This window comes from Streptomyces sp. NPDC058691 (assembly GCF_042714775.1).
Taxonomy (GTDB): Bacteria; Actinomycetota; Actinomycetes; order Streptomycetales; family Streptomycetaceae; genus Actinacidiphila.
Window position 1 is genome coordinate 57,290 of record NZ_JBHXSO010000019.1, and the last position, 14,084, is coordinate 71,373.

Consider the following 14,084-nt stretch of genomic DNA (forward strand, 5'->3'; position numbering starts at 1 on the left):
ATCCCAGCGATTCGCACCTTTTGTCTCGTTCATCTGCGCCACCAGCGGCGCAGCACCTCCTCGGCGGGTTTGCCGTGCGGGGTGTAGGCCAGGCGCGGCGGAGTCTCGCCGCTGTCCGGCCAGTCGTCCCACATCCACCAGCACACCCCGGCCCACCAGCGCTCCCCCTCCATGGCGCCGAGCAGCGCCTGGTACGCGGCGGCCTGCTCGTCGTCGGCGGGGCGTTCGCTGACCGCCCAGGACCAGGGGGCCGTGGTCGTGCCGCGCTGGCTGACGTAACCGGCCTCGGTGAACAGCACGCGGCGGTGGTGACGGGCGGAGAAGGCGGCGAGCTGCCGGGCGATCGGCCGCCAGGCGGCGCGCAGCCGGCCGACGTCGGTGGTGGGGTGCGCGGCCAGCGGCCAGTACGCGTCGACGCCGATGAGGTCGAGGTCGCCCCAGAAGCCGATGTGCGCGTACTCGTCGTAGTTGGCGGCGTAGACCAGCGGTCCGCGGTAGTCCTGCCGGACGGCGCGGATGACCGCCCGCCAGCGGCCGCCGTCCCGCGAGGTGCCTGCCAGTTCGGTGCCGACGGAGAGCTGCTCGACCCCGAGGTCCTGCGCCAACCGCGCGTAGTGGGTGATGAAGCGGGTGTACGCGGCGAACCAGGCGGCGGGGTCGGCCGGCCGGATCTCCGCGCGGTCCTGGTCGCCGGGGAGGTCGACGTGCGGCTTGAGCAGGACTTCGAGCCCGGCGGCATGGGCCTCGCGGACGATCCGGCGCAACGAGGCGTCGCTCGCGGTCTCCCCGGTGGTGTGCATCGACGCGTCGCCCGGGGCCGACTGGTACCAGGTGGGGGTGAGCGACACCCAGCCCGCCCCGGTGGCCGCGATGTCCCGCAGGTAGCGGCCCGCGGCGGGGCCGGCGTAGTCCTCGGCACTCCAGGACGGCAGGGCGATCCCCCGCAGCCGGGAGGCCCCGGCGCCCGCCGGGGCGGACGCGGGCGGCGAGGGGGCGGCTGTGCAGCCGGCGGTGACGGCGAGGACCGCCGCCGCGATGGCGGCGGCGGCGGTCCTCCTGATCAGGGTCACGTGAGTGACGCGGGGCTGACGAAGGTGTAGCCGAGGGCGCGGATGCCGTCGACCGTCTCCTGGAGCGGCTGGACCGGGTTGTAGGGGTGGTAGAAGAAGCTGGCGAAGCCGTCGCGCACGGCGAGGTTCGCCTTGGCCGAGGCGATCAGGTCGGCGGGCAGCCGCGCCGGGTGGTTGTTGAATGCCTCGGGCTCGTAGTTGCCGAGGTTCTCGGGCAGCACGGTGGTGCCGTACACGTCCTTCACCACATAGGGGAAGAACTGCCCGATGAAGCGGTTCGGGTCACCGGCGGTACCGCTCAGCGTCCCGGAGAAGTACAGCGAACGCTCCAGGCGCGCCGTGTAGTTCCGCGCGAAGACCTTGTAGTCCGTGGCGGAGGCCGCGTAGTGCGGGGTGGTCCACAGCTTCGGCGTCGGCAGCCCGGCGAGGGCGAACTGGGCCAGGCTCAGGGTGACCCGGCTCTGCGCCCACAGCGCGGAGTCCTCGGCGACCGGGCCGTCGTAGACCACGTTGTCGGCGGTGTCGACATGGGCCCGGTAGAACTCGAAGTCGTCGCCGGAGACGCCGTCGTAGGGGTTGGCGACGGTGCCGTACTGGTGGGTGTAGCCGTGGTTCATCAGGACGGCGCCGCGCGCCAGCATGTACTTCAGCGCGGAGACCACCTGCGGGCGCTGGATCAGGGTGACGGTCTCGGCCCGGCCGTTGTTGTAGGTGCCGTGCGGGTCGGTGTAGACGGGGATGACGTTGATGCCGTAGGGGATCTTCTGGGCGTAGAGGTAGTCGGCCGTCGCGCGCAGTTCGGCCGGGTCGGAGTCGGGGCTGATGTCCTCCAGCCGCAGCAGCGCCCGGTGCCGCTCAGGGGTGCTCGGCGCGAGGGCGTCGAAGAGCAGGTCCTCGAAGGCGATGACGCGGTCGGTCTCGGAGACGAACGCGAACGGGATCTCACCGACGTAGGTGAGGTTGCCCGAGCGCACCGCCCACGGGAAGGACGAGCCGGTGGCCGTGTCGACCGCCTGGGCCAGCGGGGTCACCGCCGGGTAGCCGGGTCCGGTCAGGATGGTGGGGCGCAGCACGCCGCCGTCCTGGCCGGCCGGGATCTTCCGGGTCAGGGTCTGGTTCCGGTACGTCACCTGCGTGACGGAGCCGGGGTCGAAGTACGACGTGCTGGGGTCCCAGCCGTAGGTGTTCTGGAACTGGGTGACCCCGGTGGCGTTCGCCAGTGACCAGATGTTGTCGCCGACCCAGGTCACCGGGTGGGTGGTGGTGACGACGTCCTGGTAGAACGCGGGCGGGACGGCGTCCGGGACGCTGCCGCCGTAGTACGTGGAGCCGAGGTAGACGGTCGCCGTGTACTGGTTCACCATGCCGGCGGTGTACTGCTGGACCGGCTTGGCGGTCACCGTGCCGAAGTGGCCGGCGAGGTTGGCGGTGGCCATGGCGTACAGCTCACCGAGCTGCCCGTAGGGCCCCGCGGTGTCGTAGAGGACGAGTGCGGAGGTGCCGGCGGCCGCGGCGGCCGGCCCCGCGAGCAGCGCGGCACGGGCGGCCGGCTTGCCGGCGGCGGCCTGCCGGGACGGGCCCTTGGCGCGGCGGTCGCGGTCGGCGGACTTCTGGGCCTTGGCCCACGCGCCGAAGTCGATCTTGCCGACGCCCGAACGGCCGCCGAGGTTCTCGCCGTGCCGGTGGTGTCGCCCGCCGGGATCGGCGGCCGGGCCGCGGCCCGCGGCGCCGGCCGGGACGGTCAGGAATGCGGCCCCCAAAAGCGCCGCGACGAGCATGACGATGACGGAGACCCGGGACTTCCGTGGCCTCCCGATGCGGGATTGCATGTTTCCCCCCATTGCACCGAATGAACAGGCCGCTGATTGTTCAGAGCGCCAATGCCCGCTGTCAAACGGATCATCGGATGTGCAGTTCGTTCGATTATTCATTCCATTACCGCGGCCAATCCCACCCGGAAGGGTGAATTACCTTCCAGCTTCACCCTCCTCACCTGCGGCAACACAAGGCGTGCCAGACGGGCCCTCTCGCAGGTGACGCCGCGGACGATGATCGTATAAAAGTATCTGCTAACTTCCCTGAGGGAGTTTCGGCCCGACTTCGGAGCCGGAGCGCATTGGGGGGAACTCACTCATGTACGGAAGGCCCGCACTGGGCACAATGCTGCCTCTTGCCGGTATGGCGGAGGCCACGAGAACCGTTCCTGGCATTCCGTTCGCCAGGGGTTTACAAATAGCAGCAGGAATGGGCTTCCTGTTCTACTGCCTGATCGCATTCGGTCTGATCGCTACACGATGGTGGCTGCGCCGGCCGCTCGGACGGACCGCCCGCCGGCCCTCGGCCCCGTGGCTCCCCGGGGGCGACGGATGATCTCCCGGATCCCATTGTGGGCGGCGACCTCGCTGATCGTGATGGCCGGTGCCTACAACACCGTGCTCTTCCTGCTCTCCAGGCGGCGGATCCGCAGATCCCGGCGCCCCGGCACACCCCGCTTCTACGTCTTCCTGCTGGCCTGCCTCAACGAGGAGAAGGTCATCGGCGAGAGTCTGGCGCGCATCACCTCACTGCCCGCCGACAGCTTCGTGGCCCTCGTCATCGACGACGCCTCCGATGACCGCACGGCCGATGTCGTCCGCGCCTTCGACCCGGACCGGGTCTGGCTCTACCAGCGTCAACTGCCCGACGCCCGGCGCGGCAAGGGCGCGGCGCTCAACGCCGGGGTACGCCATCTGCGGTCCTCCGGACTGCTCGGCGGACGCGACCCGCAGGACGTGATCATCTGCGTGGTCGACGCCGACGGCCGGCTGGACCCGCACACCCTGCAGTCCGTGGACCCGTACTTCGACGACCCGGCCACCGGCGCCGTCCAGATCGGCGTGCGGATGTACAACCGCCATCTGGGCCTGCTCGCCCGGCTCCAGGACATGGAGTTCGTCGTCTACGGCGACGTCTTCCAGAGCGCCCGGCGCTTCATCGGCAGCGTGGGCATGGGCGGCAACGGGCAGTTCATGCGGCTGTCGGCGCTCGACTCGCTGGGCGGCGCGGGCCCGTGGAGCGACAGCCTCACCGAGGACCTCGACCTCGGCGTCCGGCTCATCGCCCGCGGCTGGCGCAACCAGTACTGCACCACCGCCGCCGTCTCCCAGCAGGCCGTGCTCGACGTACGCCGGCTGGTCCGGCAGCGCTCGCGCTGGTTCCAGGGCCATCTGCAGTCGGCCAACCTCGTTCCGCTGATCCTGCGCGAGGTCGCCACCCGGCCCGCCCTGGACCTGCTCTACCACCTGTCCAGCCCGGTGCTCATCCTGCTCACCTCGCTGCTGCCGCTGTCCTTCCTGATCGCCCTCGCCGGCACCGTCGCCGCGTCCGTGCGGGCCGGGCACGCGCTCGTGTCGCCGATGTGGCTGCTCGGCCCGTACGTACTCTCCTTCACCGCGGCCTACGTGTACGGGTTCGTCTACGCCAAGCGCGAGCGCACCCTCGGACTGGTGCGCTCGGTCCTGGTCGCGCACGTGTTCATCCTCTACGGCTACATCTGGTTCGCCGCCGGATGGTGGGGCCTGTGGCGGATGGTCACCGGAAAGCGCACCTGGCTGAAGACCGCCCGCACCTGACGCGCAGCGCCCGTTCCCATCGCACACCGCCACACAGCCACACGACCACACCGCCACACCGCCACACCGTCCCAGGGGGATCCATGTCCGCATACTCCGCCGATGCGCCCGAAGTGCCGGGCACCATCCGCGCGATGCTCGTCCTCGGCACCAGGCCGGAGGTGATCAAGCTGGCCCCGGTGGCCCGCGCGATGGCCGCCTCCGAACTCTTCGAGCCGCTGGTGGTCACCACCGGGCAGCACCGCGAGATGCTCCACCAGATGCTGGACCTGCTCCGCGTCCCGGCCATGACCGGCCTGGACGTGATGCGCGAAGGCCAGCAGCTGTCCGAACTGACCGCCCGTCTGGTGGAGGGCCTGGGCGAGGTCATCCGGGGCGACCGCCCCGACCTGGTCATCGTGCAGGGCGACACCACCACCGCGCTGGCCGGCGCACTGGCCGCCTTCTACGAGCGGGTGCCCGTCGCGCACGTCGAGGCGGGCCTGCGCACCGGGGTCCTCGACAACCCCTTCCCCGAGGAGCTCAACCGCCGCCTGATCGGGCGCATCGCGCGCTGGCACTTCGCGCCCACCGCACGGGCGGCCGGCCACCTGCGCGCCGAAGGGACCCCGGACACCCAGGTGTTCGTCACCGGCAACACCGTCATCGACAACCTGCTGTGGGTGATCGGCGAGGGCGTGGGCCGCAGCGCCTTCCCCGGCACCGGCCGTCGCCGGGTCCTGCTGACGCTGCACCGCAGGGAGAACCAGGGCGACCGCATGCGCGCGATGGGCAGGGCGCTGCGCCGCCTGGGCGAGCGCGGCGACGTGGAGATCCTGCTGCCGCTGCACAAGAGCCCGGCCGTCCGCGAGGCCCTGCTCCCCGAACTCACCGGCCACCACGCGGTCCACGTCGTCGAGCCGCTGGGCTACCCGGACTTCGCGGCCACCCTCGCCGACTGCGAGCTGGTGCTCACCGATTCCGGCGGCATCCAGGAGGAGGCGCCGAGCCTCGGCAAGCCCGCCCTGGTGCTGCGCACCACCACCGAGCGGCCCGAGGCCGTCGAGGCGGGCGCGGCCCGGCTCATCGGCACCGACCCCGAGGCGATCCTCGGCGCGGCGACACGGCTGCTGGACGACCCTGCGGAGTACCACCGTATGGCGACCGCCGGCAATCCCTTCGGCGACGGTCTCGCGGCCGACCGCATCCTCGCGCAACTGGCCGAGGACTTCGGCGAGTTCGGGACGGACGTACGCGGTGACGCCCTGCGCGGCGAACTCGCCGCGGCGGCCGTGCCGCCCCGGGCCACGGAGCCGTACTCCAGGGCATGACCATCGCGCCCCGGTCCCTCGCTTCCCGGCCCCTCCCCCGCCCGCGGCGGAGGGGCCGCCGGCCTGCCGGGCTCGCGCTGGCCGTGCTGCTGCTGGTGGTGGTGGTGGTGGGAGGTGTCGTGTACGCCTGCACCGGGCCCGGCGCGGCGGCCCCCGGCTGGGAGGACGGCTCGGTGCACGGCCGCTGGCTGTCGGTGTACGACGGGTACGGCGACAACCGCGGCGACGACACCTCGCTGACCCTCTCCCCGGCCGCCTCGACCCGCCCCGACGAGACGCACGCCGGTCTGGTGGTCTCCACCGAGCGGTACACCGACGTGGCCTACTCGGCGCACATGCGGGCCCTGCGCCTGCTGCGCACCCCCGCCCCCAACCCGTGGGAGGTGCCCTGGCTGGTGTGGGGGTACAGCGACCCGGAGCACTTCTACTACGTCACCCTCAAGCCCAACGGCTGGGAGCTGGGCAAGCGCGACCCCGCCTACCCAGGCGGCCAGCGCTTCCTGGCGACCGGGCCGACGCCGTTCCCCCCGGGACAGTGGTACGAGGTCGGGGTGGAGCAGCGCGGTCCCGCGGTCACCGTCACGGTGGGCGGGCGTTTCCTGACATCGTTCACCGACGCCGAACAGCCCTACACGAGCGGCAGCGTGGGCGCGTACACCGAGGACGCGCGGGCCGGTTTCGCCGGCATCCAAGTGCGGCGCCTGCCCTCGGCCGGGTAGTGAGGGCAGGCGCCGCCTTCCGTTCCGTACGCCGTTGTACGGGACAGCTCTTTTCTCTCTGCAGGACGATCAGACCGTCAGCGGCCGGTCCGTCGGGCGGATCGGGGCGGGCAGGATGCTGGTGCCGGTGAGGAAGCGGTCCACCGCGCGGGCGGCGGAGCGGCCCTCGGCGATGGCCCACACGATCAGCGACTGTCCGCGCCCGGCGTCACCGGCGACGAAGACGCCCTCGACGTTGGTGGCGAAGTCCTTGTCGCGGGCCACGTTGCCGCGGTCGTCCAGTTCCAGGCCCAACTGCTCGGCCAGGCCGTTCTTCTGGTCGGTGCCGGTGAAGCCCATGGCCAGGGTGACCAGGTCGGCCGGGATGACCTTCTCGGTGCCCGGCTGCGGGACGAACTTCCCGTCCTGGAAGGCGACCTCGACCAGGTGCAGCGCCTTGACGTTGCCGTCCTCATCGCCCTCGAACTTCACGGTGTTGACGGCGTAGACCCGCTCGCCGCCCTCCTCGTGGGCCGAGGTGACCTTGTACGTCATCGGCATGGTCGGCCAGGGCTGGTGCGCCGGACGGTCGTCGGACGGCCGCGGCATGATCTCCAGCTGGGTGACCGACAGGGCGCCCTGACGGTGGGCGGTGCCGACGCAGTCCGCGCCGGTGTCGCCGCCGCCGATGACGACCACGTGCTTGCCCGCCGCGGTGATCGGCGGGGTGACGAAGTCGCCCTCCTGCACCTTGTTCGACAGCGGCAGGTACTCCATGGCCTGGTAGATGCCCCGGAGTTCGCGCCCCTCGGCCGGCAGGTCGCGCCACTGGGTGGCGCCGGCGGCGATGACGACCGCGTCGTAGCGCTTGCGCAGCTTCGCGCCGTCGAGGTCGCGGCCGATCTCCACGCCGGTGCGGAACTTGGTGCCCTCCGCGCGCATCTGCTCGATGCGGCGGTTGATGTGCCGCTTCTCCATCTTGAACTCGGGGATGCCGTAGCGCAGCAGGCCGCCGATGCGGTCGGCGCGCTCGTACACCGCGACCGTGTGGCCGGCCCGGGTCAGCTGCTGGGCGGCGGCCAGGCCCGCCGGGCCCGAGCCGATGACGGCGACGGTCTTGCCCGACAGCCGGTCCGGGGGCTGCGGCGTGACGTCGCCGCTGTCCCAGGCCTTGTCGATGATGGTGACCTCGACGTTCTTGATGGTCACCGCGGGCTGGTTGATACCCAGCACGCAGGCGGACTCACAGGGCGCCGGGCAGAGGCGGCCGGTGAACTCCGGGAAGTTGTTGGTCGCGTGCAGGCGCTCGCTGGCGGCCTTCCAGTCCTCGCGGAAGGCGTAGTCGTTCCACTCGGGGATCAGATTCCCCAGCGGACACCCGTTGTGGCAGAACGGGATGCCGCAGTCCATGCAGCGTCCGGCCTGCTGGGAGATGATCGGCAGCAGCCCGCCGGGAACGTAGACCTCGTTCCAGTCCTGCTTGCGCTCGGCGACCGGCCGGGTCGGAGCGGTCTCGCGGGGCGTGGTGAGGAAGCCCTTCGGGTCAGCCATTTGCCGCCTCCATCATCTTCGCGGTGGTCTCGGACTCGGAGAGTCCGGCCTGCTCGGCGGCGTTCTTGGCGGCGAGCACTGCCTTGTAGTCCCTGGGCATGACCTTGCCGAAGCGGGTCAGGGTGTTCCCCCAGTCGGCGAGGAGCTTCTCGGCCACCGTCGAGCCGGTCTCCTCGTGGTGGCGGCGCACCACGTCGTGCAGCCACTTGATGTCGTCCGCGTCCAGGTCCTCGACGTTCACCATGCCGGTGTTGACGCATCCGGGGTCGAGGTCGAGGACGTACGCGATACCGCCGGACATGCCGGCCGCGAAGTTGCGGCCCGTCGGGCCGAGCACGAGCGCCCGGCCGCCGGTCATGTACTCGCAGCCATGGTCGCCCACGCCCTCGGAGACCACGGTGGCACCGGAGTTGCGGACGCAGAAGCGCTCGCCGGTGGTGCCGCGCAGGAACAGCTCACCGCCGGTGGCGCCGTAGGCGATGGTGTTGCCCGCGATGGTCGAGTACTCGGCCAGGTGGTCGGCGCCCCGGTCCGGGCGGACGACGATCCGGCCGCCGGACAGGCCCTTGCCGACGTAGTCGTTGGCGTCGCCCTCCAGGCGCAGGGTGATGCCCTTGGGGAGGAAGGCGCCGAACGACTGGCCGGCCGAACCGGTCAGGGTGACGTCGATGGTGTCGTCGGGCAGGCCCGCGCCACCGTACTTCTTCGTCACCTCGTGGCCGAGCATGGTGCCGACCGTGCGGTTGACGTTGCGGATCTTGACCTGGGCGCGGACCGGGTCACCGGTGTGCAGGGCCTCGCCGGCCAGCTCGATGAGCTCCTTGTCCAGCGCCTTGTCCAGGCCGTGGTCCTGCTCGGTGGTGCGGTGCAGGGCCGCGCCCTCGGGCAGCTCGGGCACATGGAAGAGCGGGGCCAGGTCCATGCCCTGCGCCTTCCAGTGGTCGACGGCCGCGGTGGTGTCGATCAGCTCGGCGTGGCCGACGGCCTCCTCGATCGAGCGGAAGCCCAGCTCGGCCAGGAGCTCGCGGACCTCCTGGGCGATGAACTCGAAGAAGTTCACCACGTACTCGGCCTTGCCGGCGAAGCGGTCGCGCAGCACCGGGTTCTGCGTCGCGATGCCGACCGGGCAGGTGTCCAGGTGGCACACGCGCATCATCACGCAGCCGGAGACCACCAGGGGCGCGGTCGCGAAGCCGAACTCCTCGGCGCCCAGCAGGGCGGCGATGACCACGTCGCGGCCGGTCTTCAGCTGGCCGTCGGTCTGCACGACGATCCGGTCGCGCAGGCCGTTGAGGAGCAGCGTCTGCTGCGTCTCGGCCAGCCCCAGCTCCCAGGGGCCGCCCGCGTGCTTCAGCGAGGTCAGCGGGGAGGCGCCGGTGCCGCCGTCGTGGCCGGAGATCAGTACGACGTCGGCGTGCGCCTTGGAGACGCCCGCCGCGACCGTGCCGACGCCGACCTCGGAGACCAGCTTCACGTGGATGCGGGCGGCCGGGTTGGCGTTCTTGAGGTCGTGGATCAGCTGCGCCAGGTCCTCGATGGAGTAGATGTCGTGGTGCGGCGGCGGCGAGATCAGGCCGACACCGGGGGTGCTGTGCCGGGTCCTGCCGATCCACGGGTAGACCTTGTGGCCGGGCAGCTGGCCGCCCTCGCCGGGCTTGGCGCCCTGGGCCATCTTGATCTGGATGTCGTCCGCGTTGACCAGGTACTCCGAGGTCACGCCGAAGCGGCCGGAGGCGACCTGCTTGATGGCGGAGCGGCGCTCCGGGTCGTACAGGCGGTCCGGGTCCTCGCCGCCCTCGCCGGTGTTGGACTTGCCGCCCAGCTGGTTCATGGCGATGGCCAGCGTCTCGTGCGCCTCGCGCGAGATGGAGCCGTACGACATGGCGCCGGTGGAGAAGCGCTTGACGATCTCGGAGACCGGCTCGACCTCGTCGACCGGGACCGGCTGCCGCTCGCCGTCCGCGTCCTTGAACCGGAACAGGCCGCGCAGCGTCATCAGCCGCTCGGACTGCTCGTTCACCCGGTTCGTGTACTGCTGGAAGATGTCGTAGCGGCGGGAGCGGGTGGCGTGCTGCAGCCGGAAGACCGTCTCGGGGTCGAACAGGTGCGGCTCGCCCTCGCGGCGCCACTGGTACTCGCCGCCGATCTCCAGCCGGCGGTGCGCCGGGGCGATGCCGGAGGCGGGGTACGCCTTGGCGTGGCGGGCCGCGACCTCCTGCGCGATCACGTCGAGCCCGGCGCCGCCGATCTTGCTGGTGGTGCCGTGGAAGTAGGTGTCGGTGAACTCGCCGTCCAGGCCGATCGCCTCGAAGACCTGCGCGCCGCGGTAGGAGGCGACGGTGGAGATGCCCATCTTGGACATCACCTTCAGCACGCCCTTGCCCAGCGCCTTGATCAGGTTCTTGATGGCCGTCTCGGGCTCGAGGCCGGAGATGAAGGTGCCGGCGCGCAGCAGGTCCTCGACCGACTCCATGGCCAGGTACGGGTTGACCGCGGCGGCGCCGTAGCCGATCAGCAGCGCGACGTGGTGCACCTCGCGGACGTCGCCCGCCTCGACCAGCAGGCCCACCTGGGTGCGCTGCTTGGTGCGGATGAGGTGGTGGTGGACGGCCGAGGTGAGCAGCAGCGACGGGATCGGCGCGTGCTCGGCGTCGGAGTGCCGGTCGGACAGCACGATGAAGCGGGCGCCGGCCTCTATGGCGGCGTCGGCCTCGGCGCAGATCTCGGAGAGCCGGGCGGCCAGCGCCTCGCCGCCGCCGGAGACCCGGTACAGGCCGGACAGGGTCGCGGCCTTCAGGCCCGGCAGGTCGCCGTCGGCGTTGATGTGGATGAGCTTGGCCAGCGCGTCGTTGTCGATCACCGGGAACGGCATGGTGATGTTGCGACAGGAGGCGGGCGAGGGCTCCAGCAGGTTGCCGGACGGGCCGACGACGCTGATCAGCGAGGTGACCAGCTCCTCGCGGATGGCGTCCAGCGGCGGGTTGGTGACCTGCGCGAACAGCTGGGTGAAGTAGTCGAACAGCAGCCGGGGACGCTCGGACAGCGCCGCGATCGGCGAGTCGGTGCCCATGGAGCCCAGCGGCTCACCGCCGGTCTTGGCCATCGGCGCCAGGATGATGCGCAGCTCCTCCTCGGTGTAGCCGAAGGTCTGCTGGCGGCGGGTGACCGAGGCGTGCGTGTGCACGATGTGCTCGCGCTCGGGCAGGTCGTCGAGGTGGATCAGGCCGGCGTCCAGCCACTCCCCATAGGGGTGCTCGGCGGCGAGCTGCGACTTGATCTCGTCGTCCTCGATGATCCGGTGCTCGACGGTGTCGACCAGGAACATCTTCCCCGGCTGCAGCCGGCCCTTGCGGACGATCCGCTCCGGGGCGATGTCGTCCAGCACGCCGGACTCCGAGGCGAGCACGACCAGGCCGTCGTCGGTGACCCAGTAGCGGCCGGGGCGCAGGCCGTTGCGGTCCAGGACCGCGCCGACGACCGAGCCGTCGGTGAAGGTGACGCAGGCCGGGCCGTCCCAGGGCTCCATGAGGGTGGAGTGGTACTGGTAGAACGCACGGCGTGCCGGGTCCATCGATTCGCCCAGAGTGGGGCTCTCCCACGCCTCGGGGATCATCATCAGCACGCTGTGCGGCAGCGAGCGGCCGCCGAGGTGCAGCAGCTCCAGCACCTCGTCGAAGGTGGCCGTGTCGGAGGCGTCGGGGGTGCAGACCGGGAAGATCCGCTCCAGGTCCCCGCTGAACAGCTCCGAGGACAGCTGGGACTCGCGGGCGCGCATCCAGTTGCGGTTGCCCTTGACCGTGTTGATCTCGCCGTTGTGGGCGACGAAACGGTAGGGGTGCGCCAGCGGCCAGCTCGGGAAGGTGTTGGTGGAGAAGCGCGAGTGGACCAGGGCGATCGCGGTGGCGACGCGCGGGTCGGACAGGTCGGGGAAGAAGGGCTCCAGCTGGCCGGTGGTCAGCATGCCCTTGTAGACGACCGTCCGGGCGGACAGCGACGGGAAGTAGACGTCCGCCTCGCGCTCGGCGCGCTTGCGCAGCACGAAGGCCGGACGGTCGAGGTCGATCCCGGCCTTCCCGGCGCCCTGGGCGTCCGCCACGAAGAGCTGGGAGAAGTACGGCATGGTCGAGCGGGCGGTGGCGCCCAGGCTCGCGGCGTCGGTCGGCACCTCGCGCCAGCCGAGGACGGTGAGGCCCTCCTCGGCGGCGATCCGCTCGATGGACTCGACGGCCTTGCGGCGGTCCTCGTCCTCGACCGGCAGGAAGGCCATGCCGACGGCGTAGTGTCCGGTGGCCGGCAGCTCGATGCCGCGCTCGGCGGCGACCTCGCGCAGGAACACGTCCGGGATCTGCATCAGGATGCCCGCGCCGTCGCCGGAGTCCGGCTCGGAGCCGGTGGCCCCGCGGTGCTCCAGATTGCGCAGCACGGTCAGGGCCTGCTCCACGAGCGCGTGGTCCGCCTCACCGGTGAGGGTCGCCACGAAGCCGACGCCGCACGCGTCGTGCTCGTTACGGGGGTCGTACATCCCCTGGGGGGCGGGACGCCCGTCCATGTGGGCCCGGCCGGAACCGGAGCCGGCGGCCTGGGGGTGTGTAGGCCGGTGCAGAACAGGACGCATCTGGTCGGCTCTCCCGTCGTCGTCATCTGGCATATGCATGCGCGCTAGGGACGACGTTGGCCCTCTGCGATTTCGTGCAGGTTACATGATGGCTCGATGACCGAAAAGTGGATAGCGGATTCCATCATGTGGACTTCACAGCGCTACGAGCAGGCAGAACGGGGCCAGCATCGCTCACGTGAGACGCAGGCGACACTGCCCGCGGCGCCACAGACTGATGCCCTGTGTTGGCCGCGCTGAAACGAGCGGGTAACAAGTGGCTTGTGGCCGGGGACCTGCTCAGCCGACGGCGGTACCGAAAAGCGCGCCCAGAACGAAGGTAACCCCGGCGGCCGCTCCGCCCAAGACAAGTTGCCGCAAACCGCTGAACCACCAGTTGCGCGCCGTCACACGCGCCACGGCCGCCCCGCAGACGAAGAGACCGATCAGCGCGACGATCACCGCGGGCCACACCACGGTGGCGCCCAGCAGATAGGGCAGTACCGGCAGCAGCGCGCCGATCCCGAAGGACAGGAAGGACGAGCCCGCCGCCACCAGCGGCGACGGCAGATCGGCCGGGTCGACGCCCAGTTCCTCGCGGGCGTGGATCTCCAGCGCCTGCTCCGGGTCCCGGGACATCTGCCGGGCCACCTCATGGGCGAGTTCCGGCTCCACGCCGCGCGCGACGTACAGCTCGGCGAGTTCCCGCAGCTCGTCCTTCGGATGGCGGGCCAGCTCCCGCCGCTCTATGTCGAGCTCCGCCTCGACCAGCTCGCGCTGGGAGGCCACGGAGGTGTACTCGCCCGCCGCCATCGAGAACGCGCCCGCGGTCAGACCGGCCAGTCCGGTGATCACGATGGTGGACGGGGCGACGTTGCCGCCGGCGACGCCCGTCATGAGCGCGAGATTGGAGACCAGGCCGTCCATGGCACCGAACACCGCGGGCCGCAGCCAGCCTCCGCTCACGTCCCGGTGCGTGTGGTGCGAGACGTGGTACGGGGCTTTCCCCACCGGTTCGCTGCGCTCGCGCTCCACGGCTGCCGACATGATCCGCGTTCTCCTTCCCGCGGGTGGCCACCGCCCGCGTCCTCCCCTGCGAACGCCTCGACCGTACGCCCGGATTCCCTGCGTTTCCAGCAAGGAAAGCCTCGCCTACCTGCGGAAACGAGTGCGGCGCCCGCCCGGGTCCAAACCCAGGCGGCGCCCCCGCCCGGCTAGGAAACAGCCCGGCTCAGCCCGTAATTGGGGAC

The 14,084-nt window shown here is 71.1% G+C and carries 8 protein-coding genes; 3 read left to right on the top strand and 5 right to left on the bottom strand.

The window, feature by feature from the left end:
* Nucleotides 1–29: 29 nt before the first annotated feature.
* On the bottom strand, nucleotides 30–1,070 hold the full coding sequence (locus ACFWVC_RS15835; RefSeq protein WP_384284895.1) for a glycoside hydrolase family 113: 1,041 nt from the start codon (nucleotides 1,068–1,070) through the stop codon (nucleotides 30–32).
* Nucleotides 1,067–2,899 (bottom strand): DUF2334 domain-containing protein, encoded by a 1,833-nt coding sequence (locus ACFWVC_RS15840; RefSeq protein ID WP_384284897.1) that lies wholly within the window; start codon nucleotides 2,897–2,899, stop codon nucleotides 1,067–1,069. The genes ACFWVC_RS15835 and ACFWVC_RS15840 overlap by 4 nt, the downstream gene beginning before the upstream one ends.
* 537 nt (nucleotides 2,900–3,436) lie before the next feature.
* Here ACFWVC_RS15840 and ACFWVC_RS15845 point away from each other — a divergent pair.
* From ACFWVC_RS15845 to ACFWVC_RS15855, 3 genes are all read left to right on the top strand, one after another.
* Complete coding sequence (locus ACFWVC_RS15845) at nucleotides 3,437–4,681, top strand: glycosyltransferase family 2 protein (RefSeq protein WP_384284899.1); 1,245 nt, start codon at nucleotides 3,437–3,439, stop codon at nucleotides 4,679–4,681.
* 83 nt (nucleotides 4,682–4,764) lie between these two features.
* Entirely contained in the window at nucleotides 4,765–5,991 is a 1,227-nt protein-coding gene (gene wecB / locus ACFWVC_RS15850) for a non-hydrolyzing UDP-N-acetylglucosamine 2-epimerase (RefSeq protein ID WP_384284901.1), read from the top strand.
* A complete protein-coding gene (locus ACFWVC_RS15855; RefSeq protein WP_384284903.1) occupies nucleotides 5,988–6,710 on the top strand; it encodes a calcium-binding protein in 723 nt (240 codons plus the stop codon). The genes wecB and ACFWVC_RS15855 overlap by 4 nt, the downstream gene beginning before the upstream one ends.
* 69 nt (nucleotides 6,711–6,779) lie before the next feature.
* On the opposite strand, the gene ACFWVC_RS15860 is transcribed toward ACFWVC_RS15855, so the two are convergent.
* From ACFWVC_RS15860 to ACFWVC_RS15870, 3 genes are all read right to left on the bottom strand, one after another.
* Complete coding sequence (locus ACFWVC_RS15860; protein WP_384284905.1) at nucleotides 6,780–8,240, bottom strand: glutamate synthase subunit beta; 1,461 nt, start codon at nucleotides 8,238–8,240, stop codon at nucleotides 6,780–6,782.
* Nucleotides 8,233–12,789 carry a glutamate synthase large subunit gene (gltB, locus tag ACFWVC_RS15865; RefSeq protein ID WP_384285075.1) on the bottom strand — a complete coding sequence of 1,519 codons (4,557 nt, stop codon included), beginning with the start codon at nucleotides 12,787–12,789 and terminating at the stop codon, nucleotides 8,233–8,235. The genes ACFWVC_RS15860 and gltB overlap by 8 nt, the downstream gene beginning before the upstream one ends.
* Nucleotides 12,790–13,134: 345 nt before the next feature.
* Nucleotides 13,135–13,881 carry a VIT1/CCC1 transporter family protein gene (locus ACFWVC_RS15870; protein ID WP_384284907.1) on the bottom strand — a complete coding sequence of 249 codons (747 nt, stop codon included), beginning with the start codon at nucleotides 13,879–13,881 and terminating at the stop codon, nucleotides 13,135–13,137.
* Between the last annotated feature and the right edge of the window lie 203 nt (nucleotides 13,882–14,084).

Bases quoted from the DNA above. Each gene is read 5' to 3' on its own strand.
- ACFWVC_RS15840 (WP_384284897.1), bottom strand. From the start codon at position 2,899: ATGCAATCCCGCATCGGGAGGCCACGGAAGTCCCGGGTCTCCGTCATC.
- ACFWVC_RS15845 (WP_384284899.1), top strand. From the start codon at position 3,437: ATGATCTCCCGGATCCCATTGTGGGCGGCGACCTCGCTGATCGTGATG.
- wecB (WP_384284901.1), top strand. From the start codon at position 4,765: ATGTCCGCATACTCCGCCGATGCGCCCGAAGTGCCGGGCACCATCCGC.
- ACFWVC_RS15855 (WP_384284903.1), top strand. From the start codon at position 5,988: ATGACCATCGCGCCCCGGTCCCTCGCTTCCCGGCCCCTCCCCCGCCCG.
- ACFWVC_RS15860 (WP_384284905.1), bottom strand. From the start codon at position 8,240: ATGGCTGACCCGAAGGGCTTCCTCACCACGCCCCGCGAGACCGCTCCG.
- gltB (WP_384285075.1), bottom strand. From the start codon at position 12,789: ATGGACGGGCGTCCCGCCCCCCAGGGGATGTACGACCCCCGTAACGAG.
- ACFWVC_RS15870 (WP_384284907.1), bottom strand. From the start codon at position 13,881: ATGTCGGCAGCCGTGGAGCGCGAGCGCAGCGAACCGGTGGGGAAAGCC.